The following is a 22,415-nucleotide window of genomic DNA, read 5'->3' on the forward strand; positions in this document are numbered from 1 at the left end:
GCATGGATGGCCCGTCGCGGCGGCCCGCGGAGTAATGCCGGAGTGAGGGAACGCCGAGCCTAGGCGAGGCGCCGACAGGCGGGGCAGAGCGCTTTGGTTACTTTGCCGCTTTTGCAAAGTGACTCGCTGTAAGAGCGAAACCATAAGCCGCCGTTACCTAAATAACGGATAAACACCCCGCCCTCCCTCACCCCCCCTTCAACTCTTCAATCATAATTTCCCGCATCCGAAACTTCTGGATCTTCCCCGTCACCGTCATCGGAAACTCATCCACAAATTTGAAATGCTTGGGCATCTTGAAGTGCGCAATCCGCCCCTTGCACCACGTCTGCAGCTCAAGCTCATTAGCCAAATGCCCCGGATGAAACTTGATCCACGCCACAATCGCCTCACCGTAACGCTCATCCGGAATCCCGATCACCTGCACATCCGCCACCGCCGGATGAGTAAAGAAAAACTCCTCCAACTCCCGCGGGTACACGTTCTCACCTCCGCGAATGATCATGTCCTTGTTACGCCCGGCGATGCACACATACCCATGTTCATCCATGGTCGCCAGGTCGCCGGTGTGCATCCAGCCCGCCTCGTCGATAGCCTCACGAGTGCTGTCAGGACTATTCCAGTAACCGAGCATCACGCTGTAGCCACGGGTACACAGCTCCCCTACCTGGCCCCGAGCAACCGTGTTACCGGCGTCATCGATAATCTTGCTTTCCAGCTGTGGCTGGGTCCGGCCAACCGTCGTAACACGCCGCTCAAGGTCATCATCCGGCCCGGTCTGCAACGACACCGGGCTGGTTTCCGTCATGCCATAGGCAATCTGCACCTCACTCATGTGCATCTCGCTGATAACCCGGCGCATCACCTCGATCGGACAAGTGGCGCCCGCCATGATCCCGGTGCGCAGGCGCGACAGGTCGAACTCGGCGCGGCGCGGGTGATCAAGCATGGCGATAAACATGGTAGGCACCCCGTATAGCCCGGTGGCCTGTTCTTCGGCGACGGCAGCCAGGGTCAGCAATGGGTCGAAACCGTCACTCGGGTAGATCATCGTGGTGCCATGGGTGATGCAGCCCAGGTTACCCATCACCATGCCAAAGCAGTGATACAGCGGCACCGGGATCACCAGGCGATCTTGCGCCGTCAGGCCCAGGCTTTCGCCAACCATGTAGCCGTTATTGAGGATGTTGTGGTGACTGAGGGTGGCGCCCTTGGGGAAGCCGGTGGTGCCGGAGGTGTACTGGATATTGACGGGTTGATCGAAGTGCAGGCCGGCCTGGCGGATCTGCAATTGCTCGGGCGGGACGCCTGCCCCGAGGGCCGCCAATTGCGACCAGGGCGTAAACCCCGGGGGCGGGCTGGGATCAAGGCTGATGATGCCGCGCAGGTCAGGTTGAAGCTCCTGCAACATGCCGTGGTAATCGGAGGTCTTGAACGACCCGGCGCACACCAACCACTGGCAACCGGATTGCTTGAGTACGTACTCCAATTCACTGCTGCGATACGCCGGGTTGATATTGACCAGAATCACGCCGATTTTGGCGCTGGCGACCTGGCTGATGCACCACTCGGCGCAGTTGGGGGCCCAGATGCCCAAGCGGTCGCCGGCCTGCATCCCCAAGGCCAGGAACGCACGTGCATGCAAGTCAACCGTCTCTGCCAGTTGCCGCCAGGTGTAGCGACGCTGTTGATGGCCCACGACCAAGGCTTCGCCGTCGGAGTAGCGCGAAACCGTTTGATCAAAGGCCTGGCCGATAGTCATGGCCAGCAAGGCCTTGTCCTGACAGCCGCGGCTGTAGCTCTGATTCGATTGATCCATAACGACCCCTGTTGTCTTTTTTGTAGGTTGACGTAAACGTAAACTACGATTGACAGGCCCGCAACGCAAGTTTACGTTAACGTAAAGGTGATCGCCCTCCCCGGCGTATTGGCCATACAAAAACAACGCTAGAAGGTGCCCGTCCATGAGTTACCCCTCCCTGAACTTCGCCCTCGGTGAAACCATCGACATGCTGCGCGACCAGGTGCAGTCCTTCGTGGCCAAGGAACTGGCGCCGCGCGCTGCGCAGATCGATATCGACAACCTGTTCCCCGCCGATATGTGGCGCAAGTTCGGCGATATGGGCCTGCTGGGCATCACCGTGCCGGAAGAATACGGCGGCGCCGGCCTGGGCTACCTGGCCCACGTGGTGGCCATGGAAGAAATCAGCCGGGGCTCGGCTTCGGTGGCGTTGTCCTACGGCGCGCACTCCAACCTCTGCGTCAACCAGATCAACCGCAACGGCACCCATGAGCAAAAACTCAAATACCTGCCCAAGCTGATCAGCGGCGAACACATCGGCGCACTCGCCATGAGCGAGCCGAACGCCGGCTCCGATGTGGTCTCCATGAAGTTGCGCGCCGATAAACGCGGCAGTGTGTATGTGCTCAACGGCAGCAAGACCTGGATCACCAACGGCCCTGATGCCAATACCTACGTGATCTACGCCAAGACCGACCTGGAAAAGGGTGCCCACGGCATCACCGCGTTTATCGTCGAGCGCGACTCGAAGGGCTTCAGCCGCAGCAACAAGTTCGACAAGCTCGGCATGCGCGGCTCCAACACCTGCGAGTTGTTTTTCGATGACGTCGAAGTGCCGGAAGAAAACATCCTCGGCGCACTCAATGGCGGCGTGAAAGTGCTGATGAGCGGCCTCGATTACGAACGCGTTGTGCTGTCCGGCGGCCCGACCGGGATCATGCAGGCCTGCATGGACCTGATCGTGCCCTACATCCATGACCGCAAGCAGTTCGGCCAGAGCATCGGCGAGTTCCAGCTGATCCAGGGCAAGGTCGCCGACATGTACACCCAGCTCAACGCCAGCCGCGCCTACCTGTACGCCGTGGCCCAGGCCTGCGAGCGCGGCGAAACCACGCGCAAGGACGCCGCCGGCGTGATCCTCTACAGCGCCGAACGCGCTACCCAGATGGCCCTCGACGCGATCCAGATTCTCGGCGGCAATGGCTATATCAATGAATTCCCGGCTGGTCGTCTATTGCGTGACGCCAAGCTGTATGAAATCGGTGCCGGCACCAGTGAGATCCGGCGCATGTTGATCGGTCGCGAACTGTTTAACGAAACCCGCTGAACGGAGCGCGCACCATGGCTACCCTGCACACCCAGCTCAACCCGCGCTCGGCGGAATTCGCCGCCAACAGCGCGGCGATGCTCCAACAGGCCGACGCCCTGCATACCCTGCTCGCCCAGGTGCAGCAAGGCGGCGGCGCCAAGGCCCAGGAGCGGCATACGTCGCGGGGCAAGCTGTTGCCCCGCGAGCGGATCAATCGCTTGCTCGACCCTGGCTCGCCGTTCCTTGAACTTAGCCAGCTGGCGGCTTATCAGGTGTACGGCGAAGACGTGCCCGCTGCCGGGGTGATTGCCGGGATTGGCCGGGTGGAAGGCGTCGAATGCATGATCGTCGCCAACGACGCCACGGTGAAAGGCGGCTCGTACTACCCGCTGACCGTCAAGAAACACCTGCGCGCCCAGACCATCGCCGAGCAGAACCGCCTGCCGTGCATCTACCTGGTGGACTCCGGCGGCGCCAACCTGCCGCGTCAGGATGAAGTGTTCCCGGACCGCGAGCACTTCGGACGAATCTTCTTCAACCAGGCGAACATGAGCGCCCAGGGCATCCCGCAGATCGCGGTGGTGATGGGCTCCTGCACTGCCGGTGGTGCCTATGTGCCGGCGATGGCGGACGAAGCAATCATGGTCCGCCAGCAAGCCACCATCTTCCTCGCCGGCCCGCCGCTGGTGAAGGCGGCGACCGGAGAAGTGGTCAGCGCCGAAGACCTGGGCGGTGCCGATGTGCACTGCAAGATTTCCGGGGTGGCCGACCACTATGCCGACAGCGACGAACATGCGCTGGCCCTGGCTCGGCGCAGTGTGGCCAACCTCAACTGGCGCAAGCTGGGGCAATTGCAACAACGCACGCCGCTGGCGCCGCTTTATAGCAGCGAAGAGCTGTACGGCGTGATTCCGGCCGACGCCAAGCAACCGTTCGATGTACGCGAGGTGATCGCGCGATTGGTGGACGGCTCGGTGTTCGATGAATTCAAGGCGTTGTTTGGCACCACTCTGGTGTGCGGCTTTGCGCACCTGCACGGCTATCCGATTGCGATCCTGGCCAACAACGGCATCCTCTTCGCCGAGGCCGCGCAAAAAGGCGCGCACTTTATCGAACTGGCCTGCCAGCGCGGGATTCCGCTGTTGTTCCTGCAAAACATCACCGGCTTCATGGTCGGCCAGAAATACGAAGCCGGCGGCATCGCCAAGCACGGCGCCAAACTGGTGACAGCGGTAGCCTGTGCCAAGGTGCCGAAGTTCACCGTGATCATCGGCGGCAGCTTCGGCGCCGGTAACTACGGCATGTGTGGACGCGCCTACGACCCGCGCTTCTTGTGGATGTGGCCCAACGCACGCATCGGCGTGATGGGCGCCGAACAGGCCGCCGGCGTGCTGGTGCAGGTCAAGCGTGAGCAGGCCGAGCGCGCCGGCCAGGGTTTCAGCAGCGATGAGGAAGCGGCAATCAAGCAGCCGATCCTCGACCAGTACGAAACCCAGGGCCACCCCTACTACTCCAGCGCACGGCTGTGGGATGACGGCGTCATCGACCCGTTGCAGACCCGCGACGTGCTCGCCCTGGCCCTGTCCGCCGCGCTGAACGCCCCCATCGAGCCGAGCCGCTTCGGCGTGTTCCGCATGTAAATGGAGCTGCACCCCATGAGCGATTTCAACACCCTCGAACTGATCACCGACCCCCGTGGCTTTGCCACGCTGTGGCTCAGTCGTGAAGCCAAGAACAACGCGTTCAATGCCGAAATGATCCGCGAACTGATCATTGCCCTGGATCGGGTGCAAGGCGATCCGGCCCTGCGCTTTCTGGTACTGCGCGGGCGCGGCAAACACTTCAGCGCCGGCGCCGACCTGGCCTGGATGCAGCAGTCGGCCGAACTGGATTACCACACCAACCTGGACGATGCCCGAGAACTGGCGGAGCTGATGTACAACCTCGCCAAGCTGAAGATCCCGACGCTGGCGGTAGTCCAGGGCGCGGCCTACGGCGGTGCCCTGGGATTGATCAGTTGCTGCGACATGGCGATTGGCGCCGACGATGCGCAGTTCTGCCTGTCGGAAGTGCGCATTGGCCTGGCGCCGGCGGTGATCAGCCCGTTCGTGGTGCAGGCTATCGGTGAGCGGGCTGCCCGACGCTATGCCCTCACGGCAGAGCGCTTCGGCGGCCAGCGGGCGCGGGAAATCGGGTTGTTGGCGGAGAGTTATCCCGCTGATGAGTTGGACGTACACGTCCAATTGTGGATTACCAATCTGCTGCTCAACAGCCCGGCGGCCATGCGCGCCAGCAAGGACCTGCTACGGGAAGTCGGCCACGGTGCCCTGACGCCAGCGTTGCGTCGCTACTGCGAAAACTCCATCGCCCGGATCCGCGTCAGCACCGAAGGCCAGGAAGGCCTGCGTGCCTTTCTGCAAAAACGCGCGCCCAACTGGCAGCCTCAGGAGCCGCGTTCATGAAGACGCTTACTACCGTATTGGTAGCCAACCGTGGCGAAATCGCCTGCCGGGTGATGCGTACCGCCAAGGCCATGGGCCTGACCACCGTGGCCGTGCACAGCGCCACCGACCGTGACGCGCGGCACGCCCGCGAGGCTGATATTCGTGTGGACCTGGGCGGCAGCAAGGCCGCCGACAGTTACCTGCAAATCGACAAACTGATCGCCGCGGCCCAGGCCAGCGGCGCCCAGGCGATTCACCCGGGTTATGGGTTTCTTTCGGAGAACGCAGGGTTTGCCCGCGCCATTGAAGCCGCCGGGTTGATCTTCCTCGGCCCGCCCGCCTCGGCCATTGATGCCATGGGCAGCAAATCGGCCGCCAAGGCGTTGATGGACACCGCCGGCGTGCCGCTGGTGCCCGGTTACCACGGCGACGCCCAGGATCTGGAGACCTTCCGCCAGGCAGCCGAGCGTATCGGTTACCCGGTGCTGCTCAAGGCAACGGCAGGCGGTGGCGGCAAGGGCATGAAGGTGGTCGAGGACGTCAGCCAACTGGCCGAAGCGTTGGCCTCGGCACAGCGTGAAGCACTGTCCTCCTTTGGCAATGCGCAGATGCTGGTGGAAAAGTATTTGCTCAAGCCGCGTCACGTGGAGATCCAGGTGTTCGCCGACCAGCACGGTCACTGCCTGTACCTCAATGAGCGCGATTGCTCGATCCAGCGCCGCCATCAAAAAGTCGTCGAAGAAGCCCCGGCGCCGGGCCTGAGTGCCGAGCAGCGCAAGGCCATGGGCGAAGCGGCCGTGCGTGCGGCCCAGGCCATCGGCTACGTGGGCGCGGGCACCGTGGAGTTTCTGCTGGACGCCCGGGGCGAGTTTTTCTTCATGGAGATGAACACCCGGCTGCAGGTGGAACACCCGGTGACCGAGGCCATCATCGGCCTGGACCTGGTGGCCTGGCAGATCCGCGTGGCCCAGGGCGAGCCGCTGCCGATGACTCAGGAGCAAGTGCCGCTGCTGGGGCATGCGATTGAAGTGCGCCTGTACGCCGAGGACCCGGCCAACGATTTTCTGCCGGCCACCGGGCACCTGGCGCTGTACCGCGAATCCACGCCAGGGCCCGGGCGCCGGGTAGACAGCGGCGTCGAACAAGGCGACAACGTGTCACCGTTCTACGACCCGATGCTGGGCAAGCTGATTGCCTGGGGCGAGGACCGCGAACAGGCGCGCCTGCGGCTGCTGGGCATGCTCGATGAATTTGCCGTGGGTGGACTGAAGACCAACCTGGGCTTTTTGCGACGCATCATCGGCCATCCGGCGTTTGCCGCTGCCGAGCTCGATACCGGGTTTATCCCGCGTTATCAGGATGAGCTGCTGCCGGCGCCTGGCGAATTGAGTGAGGCATTCTGGCAGGCCGCCGGCCAGGCGTTCATGCAGACCCAACCGAGCACTGACACCCGTTCGCCCTGGGCCGACACCCGAGGTTTTCGCGCAGGCTTGCCGGGCGAGGTTTCCCTGCACCTGAGCTGCAACGGCCAGGATCGCCTGGTAATGCTGCAAGCCGGCGTCAACCCGCCCCAGTTGCACGGCGAACAATTGCTGATCGACCAGCACGGCGTGCGCCGCTCCCATCTGGCGGTACGCGAGGGCGGCAGTGTGTTTTTGCGCTGGGACGGCGAGGTGCACAGTGTCAGCCTGTTCGACCCCATTGCCGCCGTCGACGCCAGCCAGTCCCATCAGGGCGGCCTGACCGCACCGATGAACGGCAGCATCGTGCGAGTGCTGGTGGAAGTCGGGCAAACCGTTGAACCCGGTACGCAGTTGGTGGTGCTGGAGGCCATGAAGATGGAACACAGCATTCGCGCGCCCCATGCCGGCGTGGTCAAGGCGCTGTACTGCCAGGAAGGCGAAATGGTCGGTGAAGGCAGCGCACTGGTGGAGCTGGAAGCCGCGAGTTAAAACCTCGTGACCGCCTGCGCCACCACGCCGATGATCCGGCACTCTTCACTGAACAGCATCTTCGGGTAAGTAGGGTTGAGCGGCACCAGGTAAAGCTGGCCGCTCTGCCTGACCCATTTGCGCAAGATCGCCTGGGAATCAAATGCCCATTGGGCCACCACCAGTTTGCCGGGCTCGGGCTGGATGGCCGGGTCCACCAGAATCATCGTGCCTTCATTGATACTCAAGCCGCTGGGGGCGGTCATGGCGTCGCCAGTCACGCGCATCCAGAACGCCTTGCCACGGGCCTGATAGTCGCTCATCTGAAAACGAGTAACGCCGTACGGCCGAGGTTCTTCCTGCAATGGGTAGCCTCCCTTCCCTTCGCTCACCGGGTAACGGTAATTCGGGTTGTAGTGCGGCGCCGGCTGCAGTTCCTCGGCAACCGCCGCGAGCGCTTTTTCGCGAACCACCAGCGCGACCTCGAGCCCATCCAGGCCCAGCTCCTGCATCACCCGGTTCATATCGGCAAGGCTCGGCACCCGACGCTTGTTCAGCCAGTGGCCGACCCCGCCCTGAGACATGCCCAGGCGCGACGCCAGTTGGTCCTGCGTGACCTTGCGGTCTTTCATGTTGGCCTTGACCAACGCTATCCATTTATCCATGGGCCCTGACAATACGTTGTGTACTCACCACGACAATAAACAGTTTGTAGTAATCAATAAAACGCCATAAATACGATTAGTACTAATATCGATTGCAGGCTTTCGACACCCACACAGAGCACTGCCCTTATGACGACCACCTCGTATACCCTGCCCGACACCTGCGATGAAGACGAGCGGCTGTTCCTGCGCAGCAGTGGCGCCGCCCAACGCGCGCTGGACTATTACCTGAAAGAGGATGCCGCACCGCCCTCCGTTGACGATACGTTGTTCGAGGTCAAGCCCGGCATCAGCGACGAGGAGGCCCTGGTCCACGCCTCCGACCTGCTGCGCAGCGCCGCGGCCACTGCGTACGAATCGGCAAACAGCGCCCACGGCAATAGCCGGGACCTGGCGTTTTCAGTGGTCTATTTGATTGATATGGCGAAGGTGATGGTGGAGCGGTCACTGCGGCTTTCGGCGAGGGGTGCCGAACAGCCGGCCAGCCTGTAACAGGCACGCGGGAAAAATATTTCTATCCGAGGGATAAAAACATTTGACTTGCAAATGATAATGATTATTATTGGACCTAGCTGATCGCGAGATCAGTCGATAGACCAAGAGACCTTAGGTCGGACTCTTGGAATATCTCCTCATCAGGCTAATCACGGTTTTTGACCCGGCTCTTTGGCCGGGTCTTTTTTTTGCCAGTTTTTCCCTGGCGTGACTTCAGGCTAATGAAGACTGTGTGTTGCTTGATGGCGCGCATGGTAGCAAAAGACCATCGCCAAAAGAAAGTCGATCGAGCGCTCTAGGCCGGTTCTTTCAAAAATAGCACTTGAGAATCAATCTCATAGATTCTAAGCTGCGGCGGCGTCATGGACGACGCCCCCTCTTCACCCGCAAAAATTGCATCCAGGCTTTGCCCCGCTCCGGTGTAAAATGCCCGCCACAACACTCATATTCAGGCAACCAGACTATGACCGTGGCCTTGACCTCCATCAAGATCAGCACCGACTTCGACAGTGGCAATATCCAGGTGCTCGACGCCAGTGATGCTCACCAGTTGCTGCTGGCGATAAAGCCCGATACGCGCAGCCAGCACTTCCAGTGGTTCCACTTCAAGGCCGAAGGCATGCACGTGGGTCACACCCACACCTTCCGCCTGAGCAATGCCGGCCACTCGTCTTACAAGCACGCCTGGAGCGGCTACAACGCCGTGGCGTCCTACGACCATATCAACTGGTTCCGGGTGCCCACCCGCTTTGATGGCGAAACGCTGCACATCACCCTCGAAACCCGTGAAAAACAGGCCTGGTTCGCTTACTTCGAACCCTACAGCCGCGAACGCCACGACTGGCTGATCGACCAGGCGCTGAACCGCGCCGGCACGCAATTGCTGGCCACCGGCAAAAGTGTCGAAGGCCGTGATATCCAACTGCTGCGCCGTGGCAAGGGCGAGGCCAACAAGCGCAAGGTCTGGATCATCGCCCAGCAGCATCCCGGCGAGCACATGGCCGAATGGTTTATGGAAGGCATCATCGAGCGCCTGCAACAGGACGGTGACGCCGAGCTGAAAAAGCTCCTGGCCGCCGCCGACCTGTACCTGGTACCGAACATGAACCCCGATGGCGCGTTCCATGGGCATCTGCGCACCAACGCCATGGGCCAGGACCTCAACCGCGCCTGGCAGAGTGCGAGCCAGGAGATCAGCCCCGAAGTACTGTTCGTCCAGCAACAAATGGAAAAGTACGGCGTTGACCTGTTCCTGGATATCCACGGCGACGAGGAAATCCCCTATGTGTTCACCGCCGGTTGTGAAGGCAACCCGGGCTACACGCCACGTATCGAGCAGTTGGAAAAACACTTCCGCAGCCACCTGAGCAACCTCACCCGGGATTTTCAGACCGCGCATGGCTACACCCGCGACCTGCCGGGCGAAGCCAATATGACCCTGGCGTGCAACAGCGTCGGCGAGAAGTTCGATTGCCTGTCCCTGACCCTGGAAATGCCCTTCAAGGACAACGACGACGCGCCCAACCCGCACACTGGCTGGTCGGGCAAACGCTCGATGCAGTTGGGCAAGGACGTGTTGAGCAGCGTGGCGGATATCGTCGGCGTATTGCGCTAATACATCCACGATCCCGGCGACGGCTGCATCACAGCAACCGTCGCCGGGGAAGGCTTCAGTCCTTGCTGCCGGTCATGCTTTGCAACACACCATCACGCCGGATCAAACCGTGGAACAGCGCCGCCGCCAGGTGCAACAACACCGTCAGAAACAGCAAATACGCCAGGTAACCGTGAGCCTTGCGCAACACGGCAAACAACGGCGCATTCGCCCCCACCAGCGCCGGCAACTGCACCGAACTGCTGAGCATCACCGGGTCGCCGGCCGCTGAAATCATCGCCCAGCCCAGCAGCGGCAACACCAGCATCAACGCATACAGCACCACGTGGGAGGCCTTGGCCGCCAGCACTTGCCACAGCGGCAAGTCGGCAGGCAGCGGCGGCTGGCGCGTGGAAAAACGCACCACCAGGCGCACGATCACCAGCGCCAGGATCGCAATGCCCAGCGGCTTGTGCAGGTGGATCAGCCACTCATGGCGTTCGGAAACCGAGGCCACCATGCCCGCGCCGATAAACAGCATGGCGATGATCATCAACGCCATCAGCCAATGCAGCAGCCGCGCCAGCGGGGCGAAAAACCGGGGTTGGGCATTCATGGCTTCGACTCCTGAGGGGCGCTGTGCAGCTGGCTGACTTCGCTGGTGCGACGCAGGTAGGAACTGGCGTACGCCGCCGAACGGGCGGCCAGCAATGGGTCATTCGAGGCTTCGATACCGCTCGGCAGCACCAGTGGATCAAAGTTGATGTCACGGCAATCACCGTCCATTTGCGGCTGGCTGCTTTCCAGCACCAGGGTCCCGGCATTCAGCACCTTGTGCTCACCGGTCCAGGTCTTGCTGGCGTCATCCACCGGATCGCCCGGGTTGGCCAGGGTGAGGTTCAACTGCCAGCGCAACGGCCCGGCCACCAGGCGCTGGGCCAGGTCTTTTTCGAGGAAGTCGCTGCCGGCGGGCGCCGTGGCCCCCGCAGCATCCTGGCTTTGCGGTACGACGCCCCAGCGCACGGCCTGGCGTTGGCCGCTGGCGTTTACCAGGTAAAACGCGTTGATGCCGTTATAGGTTTCAGTGGCATAGCTGGCAGACGGCTTGGCGGTCTTGACCCAGGCCAGGAACGGCGCGGTCTCGGGGTGCGCCGCGAAGAACGCCGGCATGCCTGCCGGGTTCGGCTTGCCGGTGGCCGGGTCAGGTGCGCCGGCCTTGAGCATCTCGAAGAAGGCCTCGGGCGTGCCCACCGGGAACACCGGCATGCTGTTCATCCCGGTGCGCCATTGCTGGCCGTTGACCAAGTTGAACTGCAAGGCAAAACTGCGGATCGGCACGCTGCTGTCCGGCGCATACGGGTTGCCGCTGGGCAGCGCAAAACGCCCGATAACCGGGGTACGCGCCTCGCTGAATACCTGGGCACTGGAGTACTGGCGCGCCTCGGGGCTGCTCTCGAAATAACCGGCCACGCACACGCCCTTGGCATGGTTACGCCGGTAGCCAGGGTGCAAGCCGTTGTTGGTTTCCAAGGCATTGACCAGGGTTTTGGGACGCAACCGCTGTGGGTCGAGGCTTCCGTTAACGTAGGCAAACGCCCCGGCCACGACGGCAACCACCACGCCGATGCTGGCCAACCGAATTATCAGGCTTGCGGTGCTCAGCGGCGGACGGGGCGGTGATGAGTGATCTACCATGAAATAACTCCAGGGCCCAAGGCCTTGAGTGGGTGAAACATAAGGTCGGAACACTTGGGACGAACGCCAGCGCACTCTATTCCCTGGCCTGCTGTTTATTTTTATTGGCCTGGAATAACCTTCAACGCCGGACGTCTTCCTAGTCCCAGCGTAGTGACTAGCCAGAATCCCATGCACGAACTCGACGAACAGTTACGTGAACTCATCCCCAGGTTACGGCGTTTTGCCGTGTCCCTGACGCGTAACACCAGCAGCGCCGACGACCTGGTGCAGGCGAGCCTTGAGCGCGCGATCATCAGTTGGGCCGACAAACGCCTCGAAGGCGACTTGCGCGCCTGGCTGTTCTCGATCCTCTACCGGCAGTTCCTCGACGCCCATCGGCGCTCCCGGCGGTACACACGCATGCTGGAATTTTTCACCGGCCGCGATGATTCGCAGCCGTCGGTCGAGCGCACCGTCATCGCGCAATCGACCCTGCAAGCCTTCGACAAATTGAACACCGAACAGCGCGCCCTGCTGCTGTGGGTCTCGGTGGAAGGCTTGAGCTACAAAGAAGTCGCCGACATCCTCGAGGTGCCCGTGGGCACCGTGATGTCTCGCCTGTCGCGCGCGCGCCAGGCCCTGCGCCAGCTCAGCGACGGCGAAATCACCAGCCCTGCCCTGCGGATACTCAAATGATCAGCCTGCCTCCCAGCGAACGCGATTTACATGCCTACGTCGATCACCAACTCCTGGACGCCGACCGCCGCCAGCTCGAAACCTGGCTGGCGGCCCACCCGGACGTCGCCGCCCAGGTGCACGCCTGGCAACAGGACGCGCAGCACCTGCGGGCATCGTTGAGCGGCGCACTGCAACAACCCGCCAACCCCGAGCTGGACCCCGCCCTGATTCGCCAGCGGGTCAAGCGCCAGTCACGCCGCCATCTCGCAACCGCCGCCATGCTGTTGATTGCCGTCAGTGTCGGCGGCCTCGGCGGCTGGCAGGCCCGCCAGGCCACGCTGCTCGAGAGCATGGCGCCCATGAGCGACGCGATGCAGGCCTACCGCCTGTTTGCCCAGGACGGCATCTTGCCCGCCGACTACCACGTGCAAAGCGGTGGCGACATGCAAGGCTGGCTCGACCGTTACTTCAACCAGGCCTACCGCCTGCCGGACCTGAGCCAGGCCGGGTTCAAGGCGGTCAGCGGGCGCCTGCTCAGCACCGAACAAGGCGCGGCGGCCATGGTGCTGTATGAAGACCCCCAAGGGCGGCGCATCAGTTTCTATATCCGTCCGCCGGGCCCGGAAAACAAATTCCTGCCCCGTGGCAGCCGCAGTGCCGACGGGCTGCAGGCCGAATACTGGTCGGGCGCGGGATACAACTATGCGATGGTCAGCCCGCAAGACCCGTCGACCACGCAGATGCTCAAGCAGACGATGCGGTTCTAGAAGGCCACATCCAGCACCACGTTATCGACGTAGGTGCCGGCCGGCGGTGTTGTCTGGTTGGTATAGATCGCGGCGTTGTAGTTGAACACCTGGCTACCGGTACCCAAGCCATTCCCGGGATTCACCTCAGCCGTTGAGCTGGCGCGCCGGGCGGTGCTCACGCTGCCCCAGCGGGTGGTGGTGGCGCTTTTGAAAATGTCGTAATTCAGGAAATTGCTGCCAGATACCATCCGCCGCTGCCCACCCACACTCACCGGGTTCTGGCCATCGCTGATGCCCACGGTGTAGGCGCTGCCCTTGGTGCAGGCAATGGTGGCCTGCCCGTTCACGCTGGAAAAACCACTGACTACCGGCGCACTGCCGAAGGCGATGTTGGGTGCAGAGATTGTGCAGTCGTTAGCCACGGTCATGCTGACGGTCAGGGAAGCCGTGCCACTGCCGGTGTCCCGTATGACACAGAGAGAACCCACACCGAGGACCGAGCAATAATTCCAGGTCCAGGCAATGCTTAGTGTCTCAGTATAAAGGCCGGCCGCCACATTGCTGCCGATGATGGAACTCAGATAAAGCGGCACGGTTTTCGTGCCCGGCCCGGATACCAGCCCCAGGCTTTGGGCGATGCCGGTGGCACCGAAATCGAATTGGGTTCCACGGGTGATCGGATAACTGGTGCTGTTACTGCCGTAGATCGTATAGCTGATGATATCCCCAGTGGGGCCGACCATGCCGCTGGTGGCCGACGTGATGGTTGCATAGAAGTGATCATTGGCTGCCAGCAACGAGATCAGCGTGGCCCCACAATTCAAGCCGGCATTGGTGGTGGAACTGGTCTGGGGAGCGGTGCGCACCGTCATCGAACTGATCGAGCCAAAGCCGGCCGGCGAGGTGGTTCCCGGCACCGAGCACGCGGCCATCACCTGTGTCGAAAAGCCCAGCCCCGCCAGCACCAGCAGCCCCACTATGCATTCCTTGCCCCGCACACCCACACTCCTTATCTCATTGGCAAACCAGTGGCCCGATCAGCGGCACCTGTGCTTCGTTGATATCCAGATCGAACGTTGCCTGGCAGGTACGGCCCTCACCCACAGTGACTTGCAAGGTGTTGTGGGCCGCCAGGTTCTCCAGGTACACCAGGCCGTCCCAACCCACCACCGCCCGCGCGCCGGTTTGCTCGTGACGCACCTGGCTGCCCAGGGGCAGTTCCTGATGCTGGGCATCCACCAGGGTGATACTGGCCGCGATCACCCGGCGCACCGGGAATTCCAGCAAATAGCCGCTGCCGCGACGCACCGCCACCCGCTGCTCGACATTCGGCGTCTGCACGGTGACCGGCAGGTTCAGCGGGTCGATTTCATATTTGCCGCGGTAATAAGCGCTGCTCCACGGCACCAGCAGATGCCCGTTGCGATCGGTTTCACCCACTAGCTGGTTTTCGTAAAGCACCGGCACCCCGGCATAACCATCGGTGCTCACCACCACAAACGCGTCATTCACCCGATTAGCCGCGAACACTTGCTTGTCCATCCACACCAACGAACCGCTGGCATCCGCCCAGCGGGTCTCGGCGTCGCTGCTGCCATAGACGCCCGCCTGCAATTGCACCGACTGCATGCGCCAGGTCAGGTCGGCCTGGCGATAGGCGGGGCCGTCGCCACTGGCATACCCCAGGTTGTAGCCCACGCCGCCTTCGGACGGCACCGCCCGGCTGTAGTTGACCCGCTGGCGACTCTCGCCGGCCTGGCTGCGCTCGTTGCTCAAGGCCAGGCTGCCATAGATGTCGAACGGGATGACCAACTGCGCCTGCATGGCCCAGTTGCTGTCACCGACCTCGCGGTTGGCCGACAGGTAGAAACTGGTGTTGCGCCACAGCTGTTTGCTCCAGGTGAGGTTCATCAGCCGGGTGCGGGAGTCATCGGCCGCCTGCACATCGAAATAGCCGGCACCGATGCTGCCGAAATCGTTGAGGTTCAGGCTCAGGGTCACCTGCTCGCTGCGCTTGCTGAGGCTCGCATAAGGCGTGTCGACCAGGGTCAGGTCGGCGTATTGGTCGCGGCGTTCTACTCGCTGGTATGACAGGCTATAGCGCTGGTTGCTGTATTGATAACCGAAGCTCAGTTGCTGGCCGGTCTCGCCATCAAACTGGCTTTGGCTGAGGGCGGTATTGAGCACCCCGAAGTTGCCCAGCCGCACGTTGCCGCCGAGCCCGCCCAGGGTCAGGTCGCCTGAGGCTTCGGCATGGCTTTCCAGGGTGAAGTAGTCCGACACCCCGTAACGAAAGGTGCCGCTGGCCACGCCCGGCCCGTAGCCAAAATCCCGAATGGTGTAGCCGCGGCGCAAATTACCGGCCGCCACGGAAAAATCCGACAGGCCTTTTTGCAACAACGTACTGGTGACGTAGAACGGCACGGTGGTCGACACCTGCCGGCCCAGGGCATCGGTGGTGACCACCACCGCTTCGCCGGCGCCGTTGATAAACGGCACGTTGGTCAAGGTGTAAGGGCCCGGCTGCAGATCTGCGCTGCTGGATTTGTAGCCATTGATGAACAGGTCCACCGACGACGGCACCGCCGCCTCCCCGGCAAATTGTGGCAAGGGGTAAGTCACCAGGTCCGGGCGTACGCCGAAATCCCGCGACACTTGCACCCCGCCCAGGCGTACCGAACTGCTCCACGGCAATGCGCTGCTGATCACGTCGCCCGCCTCGTAGGTCAGCAGGCGCTCATCGTCGGAAAAGCGCCAGGTGGTGTCATAGCGCCGGTAGCCATTGTTCAAAGTGCTGCCGCTGGCCTGGCCGCCAAAGGTGGTGCGGTATTGGCCGGTATTGGACAAGGTGCCCCAGGTATCGAACAGCCGCACTTCGTTGAAAATGCCCAGGTATGTGCCGGCGTCATCGGTGTCGTTCAGGTAAGCGTCATAGTTGAGCAACGCACCAAAACTGGTGAGTGCCTGGGCGCGCGGGTAGTTGTTGCGGCTGCCGATGAACTGCGCCGGCAACCACGCCGGCGGTACCGTCAACATGAGGCGCTGGCCCTGGCTGTCGTAATCGGTGTGCAGGCCCGGCAGGTGGTCCAGCGCGACCTCGGTGGTGATCTCGGCCGGCAGCTTCATGCCCACGTCCCGCAAGGTGGCCGCCGGCACAAACAGGCCGCCGGCGCGCTGATCCACGGCCACCACCCGGCCAGTGTCCATCTGGTTGACCACCAGTTCGAGGAACAACTGTGCATCGGCAACAGCCTCCATGTTGCTGGGCGGCGGCGGCAACGGCGCGGCCACGCCAAGCGGCGCAAGCACCAGGCCCGCCAGGCCGCCCACCACCCACACCGATCGCCATCGACTACGAGCCCAACCATGGCTCACCAAGGCATTGTGTCCATCAATGGACATCTCCATCCGTTAAGACCAAGGGCTGCTCCATGCCCTATTCCATTGCGTTACCGTCCCGGCGCAAGGTTCTCCAGTTGCGCTGCGCCATTGACTCGCACCTGCAGCGGCTGATCGCCCGCGACACCTTGTGGCACCGGCCAGCGCATGGTTGCGCCCGGCAGTACATAGCCGAGCAGGCCGTCTACCAGCGGCCGGGTCTGCCCGCCCTGTTTGAACGCCACATCGGTGAGCCGCGCGTGCACCGCGCCCTGGTTGCGCATCTCCACATAGTTGCGCCCGCCGACGGTGACTTTTTTCCAGCTCAGGTCAGGCTTGCCCGCGCCCTTGGGGTCGCGCTGGCGCGTCGCGTCTTCCTTGCTCCACAGGCCTGCGCCGTAGGCGAACAACGGCACCGAATAACGCATCTGAAAGCGGATGGCTGCGGCCGTCTTGCCATCGGCTGCGGGGGTTTCAGGGGTGGCGGCGGGGATTTCGTCGATGATGATCCGATAGGCCAACTCCTGGCCCGGCGGCACTTCCCGGGTCCGGGTCAGGCGCACCAATTGCTTCTGCCCCGGTTCGATCTTCGCCACCGGCGGGCTGCCGATCACGTCGCGCTGGTTCTGGTACTGCTCGTCAAACCCGCCCTGGCTCCAGGCAAATACCCGGATCTGCAGGTTGGCAGTCTCTGTACCGCGGTTCTCCAACCACAAGGCGCTGGCCTGTTGATCGGCCTCCAGCACCGGATCAATGGGCCAGATCAGCACCGAACTGGCGGCCTGGACCTGCCCGGCGCCCAACGCCACCAGACCGATAAAACCCGCAACCCAATACCGCCGGGAAGCTGCAAACATAGATTCCACTCCTCATGCCAATCGCCTTACCAGGACAGCTGCACCTGCAGCACGTCGCTGTACGTCCCCCCAGGCTGATTACCCGGTAACACCACCCGGCCGTAAATCGGCAGGGTTATATTGTTCGCGTTGCTGTAGGCCACGCTGACGCTTTGACTGATCCCCAGGCTCTGGCTCAGGGCCGCGTCCTGAAACAGCTGGTACGCCACTTGGGCACTGCCGCTATTGAGTTGCATGTGCCGGCCACTGGCGTTGTACAAGCCGCCGTTGACGCTCATGTTCAAGGTGACTCCCGGAGTGCATTGCAGCGTTACCCCGCTGCTCAGCGCCACCGACACCGTGCTGGTGGACAACGACGAATAGCTGCCGAACGCCAGGCTGCCGTAGTTCGTGCCGCCGCCCACCACCAGGCAGCCTGCGGCAATCGTCGCGCTGACCTGGATCGTCTGGTTGGTCACCGCCAGCAACGACAACGGCATCCCCCAACCCGTGATGACCGCCAGCGTCGCCCAGCAGGCCCGCTTCATGGCACTAGAACGTCAGTTGCACCGACACCGTGTCGGTGTAGGTACCCGCCGGCAGACCTGCCTTGCCCACGGCCTGGCCGTAGATGTTCACGGTTTGCGCAACGCCCGTGCTCGCACCTACGTTGATCGTTCCGTTGATCGCCAGGAGCGTCGAATGCCCGGTGTCGGTGTAGAAGTCATACGGCACATAGTTGGCCACGCCGTCGTACAGCGCCCGGGTGCCGCCCGTGGACTGGCCGTCATGGGAGCCCGCGCCCACGGTGATCACCGGCGAGGTGCCCGAGGAACACTGGATCGACAACGCGCCTCCACCGCCACCCAGCACCTGGCCGGACTGCGTGGTGAACTGGCTGTTGGTGGTACCGAAATTGATCGTACCGAAGTTCAAACCGGTGGTGCCGCCCACGCCGTTGACCAGGCAACTGTTGGTCAGGATCAGCGTGGAGCTGATCTGCCCGGTGACCGTCGTGGCCGCCTGGGCACCCGATACCCAGGCCAGTGCGACCAATGGGAGAACTGCTTTAGATACAAGTGCATGCATGATGTCCATCCTCATGAATTACCAATCCAGAGTCACCGTCAGGGTGTCTGTGTAGATGCCGGCCGGTAGGGCCCTGGTATTCGCCACCACCGAGCCGAATACCGGGATCGGTACCTGTGCGCCCTTGGTCACGACGAAATTGCGTTGCTGGCCGATGCTGTAGGTGCTTCGGCCCGCAGGATCGGCCGACAGCCGATACGGTATGGTTTGCCGGCCATTGCTCAAGCGCCGGGTGATGCCGTCGCCATGGGCGCCGCCGTCGATGGTCACGGTGAAACTGCTCACCACCGACGGGTTGCAGGACACAGCGAGCGCGGCCTTGTCGCCATCACTGATGCCGGCACCCAGGCCCTTGTCCCAAGTGGGTCCGTGGCTGCCGAAATCCAGCAAGGCCGAGCCGCCATCCGGGCTCACCGGCGCGCTGTCGGTGCCTTTGCTCACCTGGCAACTGGCGGTAATCACCAGCCGTGCGTGAATCTGCCCGGCGACCGCCGCCTGGGCGTCCTCGGCCAGGAGCAACAGGCCGCCCAGCGCGATGCAGGCCAGGGCGCGGCTTACCATGTCACCGTCACTTTGAGCAGGTCGGAATAACGCCCCACGGCCGGTATTTCCTTGAGCGGCTCGATGCGTCCATAAAGTGGCAAGTCCACCGTGCCGGAATCGGGCACACGGCCGCTCAACGGTACGTCCACGGCCAAGGGGATGCGGCGTGCGGCATCGGCATAAATTCGATAGGGAATGGGTTTGATCGAGGGGGCAGCAGCGCCCAGGTAACGTACTTCGCCGATGCCGCCATGCAGGCCGCCGTCGACACGCATCTGATACGGCGTATCCGGGTTGCACTCCAGGCGTGGCTGGCGCTGGCTGATCAAGGCTGCACTCAACGGGCCTGCCGGGTCATCCAGCCGGGAGCCGCTGCCGAAATCCAGTACGCCGAGCTGCTCGATCCCTGCTTCACGCGTGGTGCCGACCAATTGGCACCCCCGCTGCACGTCGATACGCACCTCAACCTGGAGCTGGGCACCATAAACCGTGTTGCAGAGCATCGCGCTCATGATTGCCAAGACTGCGTGTCCCTTCACTGCCCCAAATCCTTATACAGGGGTGACTGCTGTGTATGAGGTTAGTCACTTGAAGGGAATCCGCCAGTCAGGTCGGTGTTTTGGATCCATTGACCCATGCCTTTTCCAGATAGCTCGCGCCGTGCTTCTCTATTGGTCAAACCGCGACCGGCGCTCTAAAGTGAGCGACCACCGAAACACAGAGTGACTGACATTGGCTGCTTTACCGCCCCTGCTCAAACGGTTGCTGGGTAAAACCGCGGCGACCACCGCCGCCCCCGGTATCAGCGCATTCTTCCAGGGCAAGGCCCGGCAACAGGGCTATACCCTCAGTCCAAGCCAGCAACAGGTGATCGAGACCATGTCCCGGCAAACCGACCATCTGCTGGCCGGGCGCCCTACCCGCAGCCTGTACCTGCACGGCGCCGTCGGCCGGGGCAAGAGCTGGTTGCTGGACGGCTTTTTCCAGGCGTTGCCGATTGCCGAGAAACAGCGCGTGCACTTCCACGACTTTTTCGCCCGTCTGCACCAGGGAATGTTTGCCCATCGCCAGCAGCGCGATGCATTGGCCGTGACCCTGGATGAGTTGCTCGATGGCTGCCGCGTGCTGTGCTTCGACGAGTTTCACGTACATGATATCGGCGATGCGATGCTGATCAGCCGCCTGTTCAAGGCCCTGTTCCGGCGCGGAGTCTGGGTGCTGGTAACCTCCAATTATCCGCCCGCCGGGTTGCTGCCGAACCCCTTGTACCATCAGCGGTTCAAGCCGGTGATCGAGCTGATCAGCGCGCGCATGGACGTCATGGAAGTCAGCGCCCCCCAGGATTTTCGCAGCCTGGCCCAGGCCCATGGCGATCAGCGGTTCAGCGCTGGCCAGTTCGTGTGGCCGGGGACTGCCGCGCAACGCCAAGCCCTGGGCCTGCCGTCAGCGGATCAGGCCCCGGTCAGCCTGACCGTCGGAGCCCGGCAATTGACTGCCCGCTGGCACCAGGACCGCAGCATTGCCTTCACCTTCAGCGACCTGTGCGAACAACCGACCGCCGTCATGGACTACCTGCAGCTGTGCCGCGACTATGAACGCTGGATCATCGACGGCCTGCCGCACCTGGCGGACTGTCCGATTGCCGCCCAGCAACGGTTCATCAACCTGGTGGACGTGCTCTACGACCAGGACAAGCAATTGGTGCTGATCGGCGAGCAGCCGCTGGAGCAATCCCTGAGCGGCCAGGCCATCGATTTGGCGCGCACCGCCAGCCGCCTGGGGCAGTTGCAGAAGATCGGGCCGCAACCCGCTATCATGAGCGCCATTCACGCCCCTATTGCCGAGTGACGCGCCGTTCATGGATACCCTTGCCCAACTCAAGGCCGGCCAACTGGCCGGTATCAAACGCCTGGACCTGCGCTGTGGGCTGACCGAGTTCCCTCGGGAAATCTTCGACCTGGCCGACTCCCTGGAAATCCTCAACCTGACCGGCAATGCCCTGAGCAGCCTGCCGGATGACCTGCACCGCCTGCCCCATTTGCGCGTGCTGTTCTGTTCGGAAAACGCCTTTACCGAACTGCCGCAATGCCTGGGCCAGTGCGCGCAGTTGAGCATGATCGGCTTCAAGTCGAACCAGATCAGCAGTGTCCCGGCGACGTCGCTGCCACCCTTGCTGCGCTGGCTGATCCTCACCGATAACCACATCAGCCAATTGCCGGACGAACTGGGTGAACGGCCTTTGCTGCAAAAACTGATGCTGGCCGGTAACCACCTGGAGCAGTTGCCGCAAAGCCTCGCCCAGTGCAAAAACCTCGAACTGATCCGCATCGCTTCCAACCGCATGACCCGCCTGCCGGACTGGTTGCTGGGTTTGCCGAGCCTGACCTGGCTGGCCTACGCCGGTAATCCGGTAGAGATGGCCGTGGAAGAGGCCCGCCATGACGCGACGCCAAACATTCCCTGGTCCGAGCTGGAATTGAGCGAAGTGCTGGGGGAAGGCGCTTCCGGAATCATCCGCAAAGCGTACTGGGCCCCGTCAAACGGGCCGGTCAAGGCGGTCGCGGTCAAACTCTATAAAGGCAGCATTACCAGTGACGGCTCGCCCCTGCACGAAATGCACGCCTGCATCGCCGCCGGACTGCATGCCAACCTGATCAAGGTAGAAGGCCGTGTCGTCGACCACCCGGAAGGCCAGGCGGCACTGGTGATGCAACTGATCGAACCGAACTATCGCAACCTTGCGGCGCTGCCGAGCCTGGCGTCGTGCACCCGGGATATCTACGAGCCCACCACCCGTTTCAGCGCAGACGTTGCGCTGCGCATGGCCCGGGGCATCGCCTCGGTGGCGGCGCACCTGCACGCGCAAGGCATCACCCACGGTGATCTGTACGGCCACAACATTCTGTGGAATGAAGCCGGTGAATGTCTGCTTGGGGACTTTGGTGCAGCGTCGTTTCACGCCACGGTCGACAGCCAGGAAACCCGCGCGTTGCAGCGCATCGAAGTCAGGGCGTTCGGGGTGTTGCTGGGGGAATTGCTGGAAAGGATTGATGCGGGGTTGAGCGAGGAAAAGCGCGTGGCGCTGGAAACCTTGCGGGACAACTGCTGCCAGCCGGATGTGCTGGCCCGGCCCGGGTTCGAGGAAATCACAACCCTGTTGCAGTCTTCCAAACTCAGCTAAACCCAATGTGGGAGCGGGCTTGCTCGAGAATGCGGTGTGTCAGTC

The 22,415-nt window shown here is 62.5% G+C and carries 21 protein-coding genes; 10 read left to right on the forward strand and 11 right to left on the reverse strand.

All coding sequences use genetic code 11. The annotated features are described in order from the left end of the window. Nucleotides 1-187: 187 nt before the first annotated feature. On the reverse strand, nt 188-1,819 hold the full coding sequence (locus HYE77_RS17985; RefSeq protein ID WP_177069075.1) for an AMP-binding protein: 1,632 nt from the start codon (nt 1,817-1,819) through the stop codon (nt 188-190). Between the two features lie 145 nt (nt 1,820-1,964). Here HYE77_RS17985 and HYE77_RS17990 point away from each other — a divergent pair, with 145 nt between their 5' ends. From HYE77_RS17990 to HYE77_RS18005, 4 genes are read left to right on the forward strand one after another with little or no spacing between them, the layout of a single operon-like run. Continuing rightward, nucleotides 1,965-3,128: an isovaleryl-CoA dehydrogenase gene (locus HYE77_RS17990; RefSeq protein ID WP_003212472.1), complete on the forward strand. Its 1,164-nt coding sequence runs from the start codon at nt 1,965-1,967 to the stop codon at nt 3,126-3,128. A 14-nt stretch (nt 3,129-3,142) separates the two neighbouring features. Next, nucleotides 3,143-4,750: a carboxyl transferase domain-containing protein gene (locus HYE77_RS17995; protein ID WP_177069076.1), complete on the forward strand. Its 1,608-nt coding sequence runs from the start codon at nt 3,143-3,145 to the stop codon at nt 4,748-4,750. A gap of 15 nt (nt 4,751-4,765) precedes the next feature. Then, on the forward strand, nt 4,766-5,572 hold the full coding sequence (locus HYE77_RS18000) for a gamma-carboxygeranoyl-CoA hydratase (protein ID WP_177069077.1): 807 nt from the start codon (nt 4,766-4,768) through the stop codon (nt 5,570-5,572). Next, nucleotides 5,569-7,506, forward strand: a complete 1,938-nt coding sequence (locus HYE77_RS18005; RefSeq protein ID WP_177069078.1) for an acetyl/propionyl/methylcrotonyl-CoA carboxylase subunit alpha — start codon at nt 5,569-5,571, stop codon at nt 7,504-7,506. The genes HYE77_RS18000 and HYE77_RS18005 overlap by 4 nt, the downstream gene beginning before the upstream one ends. On the opposite strand, the gene HYE77_RS18010 is transcribed toward HYE77_RS18005, so the two are convergent. After that, nucleotides 7,503-8,150, reverse strand: a complete 648-nt coding sequence (locus tag HYE77_RS18010) for a LexA family transcriptional regulator (RefSeq protein WP_177021354.1) — start codon at nt 8,148-8,150, stop codon at nt 7,503-7,505. The two genes, HYE77_RS18005 and HYE77_RS18010, sit on opposite strands and share 4 nt — an antisense overlap. Before the next feature lie 129 nt (nt 8,151-8,279). Between HYE77_RS18010 and HYE77_RS18015 the strand changes: the two genes are divergently transcribed. Both HYE77_RS18015 and HYE77_RS18020 read left to right on the forward strand, forming a co-directional pair. After that, the gene (locus HYE77_RS18015) at nt 8,280-8,642 is read left to right on the forward strand and encodes a DUF6124 family protein (protein ID WP_003212463.1); all 363 of its coding nucleotides are present in this window, start codon (nt 8,280-8,282) and stop codon (nt 8,640-8,642) included. Nucleotides 8,643-9,108: 466 nt separating this feature from the next. After that, the gene (locus HYE77_RS18020; RefSeq protein WP_008431496.1) at nt 9,109-10,260 is read left to right on the forward strand and encodes a M14-type cytosolic carboxypeptidase; all 1,152 of its coding nucleotides are present in this window, start codon (nt 9,109-9,111) and stop codon (nt 10,258-10,260) included. 55 nt (nt 10,261-10,315) lie between these two features. Here HYE77_RS18020 and HYE77_RS18025 read toward each other — a convergent pair whose 3' ends face one another. Continuing rightward, entirely contained in the window at nt 10,316-10,855 is a 540-nt protein-coding gene (locus HYE77_RS18025) for a cytochrome b (protein ID WP_003212459.1), read from the reverse strand. Beyond that, nucleotides 10,852-11,934, reverse strand: a complete 1,083-nt coding sequence (locus HYE77_RS18030; protein ID WP_087694665.1) for a catalase family peroxidase — start codon at nt 11,932-11,934, stop codon at nt 10,852-10,854. Before HYE77_RS18030 ends, HYE77_RS18025 begins: the two co-directional genes overlap by 4 nt. Nucleotides 11,935-12,105: 171 nt before the next feature. Here HYE77_RS18030 and HYE77_RS18035 point away from each other — a divergent pair, with 171 nt between their 5' ends. Beyond that, nucleotides 12,106-12,612, forward strand: coding sequence for an RNA polymerase sigma factor (locus HYE77_RS18035; protein WP_003212456.1), 507 nt, complete (start codon nt 12,106-12,108; stop codon nt 12,610-12,612). Further along, on the forward strand, nt 12,609-13,361 hold the full coding sequence (locus tag HYE77_RS18040) for an anti-sigma factor (protein WP_003212454.1): 753 nt from the start codon (nt 12,609-12,611) through the stop codon (nt 13,359-13,361). The genes HYE77_RS18035 and HYE77_RS18040 overlap by 4 nt, the downstream gene beginning before the upstream one ends. Here the strand turns inward: HYE77_RS18040 and HYE77_RS18045 are convergent. Genes HYE77_RS18045 through HYE77_RS18075 form a run of 7 tightly spaced genes read right to left on the reverse strand, consistent with a single transcriptional unit; the run spans nt 13,358 to nt 19,692 of the window. Beyond that, nucleotides 13,358-14,341, reverse strand: coding sequence for a spore coat protein U domain-containing protein (locus tag HYE77_RS18045; protein WP_371316159.1), 984 nt, complete (start codon nt 14,339-14,341; stop codon nt 13,358-13,360). The genes HYE77_RS18040 and HYE77_RS18045 overlap by 4 nt on opposite strands. A 16-nt stretch (nt 14,342-14,357) precedes the next feature. Beyond that, nucleotides 14,358-16,751, reverse strand: a complete 2,394-nt coding sequence (locus HYE77_RS18050; protein WP_177069079.1) for a fimbria/pilus outer membrane usher protein — start codon at nt 16,749-16,751, stop codon at nt 14,358-14,360. A 41-nt stretch (nt 16,752-16,792) separates the two neighbouring features. Then, entirely contained in the window at nt 16,793-17,578 is a 786-nt protein-coding gene (locus HYE77_RS18055) for a molecular chaperone (RefSeq protein WP_003212447.1), read from the reverse strand. Between the two features lie 26 nt (nt 17,579-17,604). Continuing rightward, entirely contained in the window at nt 17,605-18,105 is a 501-nt protein-coding gene (locus tag HYE77_RS18060; RefSeq protein ID WP_177069080.1) for a spore coat U domain-containing protein, read from the reverse strand. Between the two features lie 4 nt (nt 18,106-18,109). Beyond that, nucleotides 18,110-18,646 carry a spore coat protein U domain-containing protein gene (locus tag HYE77_RS18065; protein ID WP_032898768.1) on the reverse strand — a complete coding sequence of 179 codons (537 nt, stop codon included), beginning with the start codon at nt 18,644-18,646 and terminating at the stop codon, nt 18,110-18,112. A gap of 18 nt (nt 18,647-18,664) precedes the next feature. Next, nucleotides 18,665-19,207 (reverse strand): spore coat protein U domain-containing protein, encoded by a 543-nt coding sequence (locus HYE77_RS18070; protein WP_003212440.1) that lies wholly within the window; start codon nt 19,205-19,207, stop codon nt 18,665-18,667. Beyond that, nucleotides 19,201-19,692, reverse strand: coding sequence for a spore coat U domain-containing protein (locus HYE77_RS18075; protein WP_218166240.1), 492 nt, complete (start codon nt 19,690-19,692; stop codon nt 19,201-19,203). Before HYE77_RS18075 ends, HYE77_RS18070 begins: the two co-directional genes overlap by 7 nt. A gap of 229 nt (nt 19,693-19,921) precedes the next feature. On the opposite strand from HYE77_RS18075, the gene zapE reads away from it, so the two are divergent. Both zapE and HYE77_RS18085 read left to right on the forward strand, forming a co-directional pair. Continuing rightward, complete coding sequence (zapE, locus tag HYE77_RS18080; RefSeq protein ID WP_177037125.1) at nt 19,922-21,037, forward strand: cell division protein ZapE; 1,116 nt, start codon at nt 19,922-19,924, stop codon at nt 21,035-21,037. Nucleotides 21,038-21,047: 10 nt separating this feature from the next. Further along, on the forward strand, nt 21,048-22,370 hold the full coding sequence (locus tag HYE77_RS18085) for a leucine-rich repeat-containing protein kinase family protein (protein ID WP_177069081.1): 1,323 nt from the start codon (nt 21,048-21,050) through the stop codon (nt 22,368-22,370). Nucleotides 22,371-22,415 lie beyond the last annotated feature (45 nt).

It is taken from the genome of Pseudomonas sp. IPO3774 (assembly GCF_013386835.1).
Classification (GTDB): domain Bacteria; phylum Pseudomonadota; class Gammaproteobacteria; order Pseudomonadales; family Pseudomonadaceae; genus Aquipseudomonas.

Excerpts from the sequence above, each read along its gene's own strand:
- HYE77_RS17985 (WP_177069075.1), bottom strand. The coding sequence starts at position 1,819 with ATGGATCAATCGAATCAGAGCTACAGCCGCGGCTGTCAGGACAAGGCC.
- HYE77_RS17990 (WP_003212472.1), top strand. The coding sequence starts at position 1,965 with ATGAGTTACCCCTCCCTGAACTTCGCCCTCGGTGAAACCATCGACATG.
- HYE77_RS17995 (WP_177069076.1), top strand. The coding sequence starts at position 3,143 with ATGGCTACCCTGCACACCCAGCTCAACCCGCGCTCGGCGGAATTCGCC.
- HYE77_RS18000 (WP_177069077.1), top strand. The coding sequence starts at position 4,766 with ATGAGCGATTTCAACACCCTCGAACTGATCACCGACCCCCGTGGCTTT.
- HYE77_RS18005 (WP_177069078.1), top strand. The coding sequence starts at position 5,569 with ATGAAGACGCTTACTACCGTATTGGTAGCCAACCGTGGCGAAATCGCC.
- HYE77_RS18010 (WP_177021354.1), bottom strand. The coding sequence starts at position 8,150 with ATGGATAAATGGATAGCGTTGGTCAAGGCCAACATGAAAGACCGCAAG.
- HYE77_RS18015 (WP_003212463.1), top strand. The coding sequence starts at position 8,280 with ATGACGACCACCTCGTATACCCTGCCCGACACCTGCGATGAAGACGAG.
- HYE77_RS18020 (WP_008431496.1), top strand. The coding sequence starts at position 9,109 with ATGACCGTGGCCTTGACCTCCATCAAGATCAGCACCGACTTCGACAGT.
- HYE77_RS18025 (WP_003212459.1), bottom strand. The coding sequence starts at position 10,855 with ATGAATGCCCAACCCCGGTTTTTCGCCCCGCTGGCGCGGCTGCTGCAT.
- HYE77_RS18030 (WP_087694665.1), bottom strand. The coding sequence starts at position 11,934 with ATGGTAGATCACTCATCACCGCCCCGTCCGCCGCTGAGCACCGCAAGC.
- HYE77_RS18035 (WP_003212456.1), top strand. The coding sequence starts at position 12,106 with ATGCACGAACTCGACGAACAGTTACGTGAACTCATCCCCAGGTTACGG.
- HYE77_RS18040 (WP_003212454.1), top strand. The coding sequence starts at position 12,609 with ATGATCAGCCTGCCTCCCAGCGAACGCGATTTACATGCCTACGTCGAT.
- HYE77_RS18050 (WP_177069079.1), bottom strand. The coding sequence starts at position 16,751 with ATGGAGATGTCCATTGATGGACACAATGCCTTGGTGAGCCATGGTTGG.
- HYE77_RS18055 (WP_003212447.1), bottom strand. The coding sequence starts at position 17,578 with ATGTTTGCAGCTTCCCGGCGGTATTGGGTTGCGGGTTTTATCGGTCTG.
- HYE77_RS18060 (WP_177069080.1), bottom strand. The coding sequence starts at position 18,105 with ATGAAGCGGGCCTGCTGGGCGACGCTGGCGGTCATCACGGGTTGGGGG.
- HYE77_RS18065 (WP_032898768.1), bottom strand. The coding sequence starts at position 18,646 with ATGCATGCACTTGTATCTAAAGCAGTTCTCCCATTGGTCGCACTGGCC.
- HYE77_RS18070 (WP_003212440.1), bottom strand. The coding sequence starts at position 19,207 with ATGGTAAGCCGCGCCCTGGCCTGCATCGCGCTGGGCGGCCTGTTGCTC.
- HYE77_RS18075 (WP_218166240.1), bottom strand. The coding sequence starts at position 19,692 with ATGCTCTGCAACACGGTTTATGGTGCCCAGCTCCAGGTTGAGGTGCGT.
- HYE77_RS18085 (WP_177069081.1), top strand. The coding sequence starts at position 21,048 with ATGGATACCCTTGCCCAACTCAAGGCCGGCCAACTGGCCGGTATCAAA.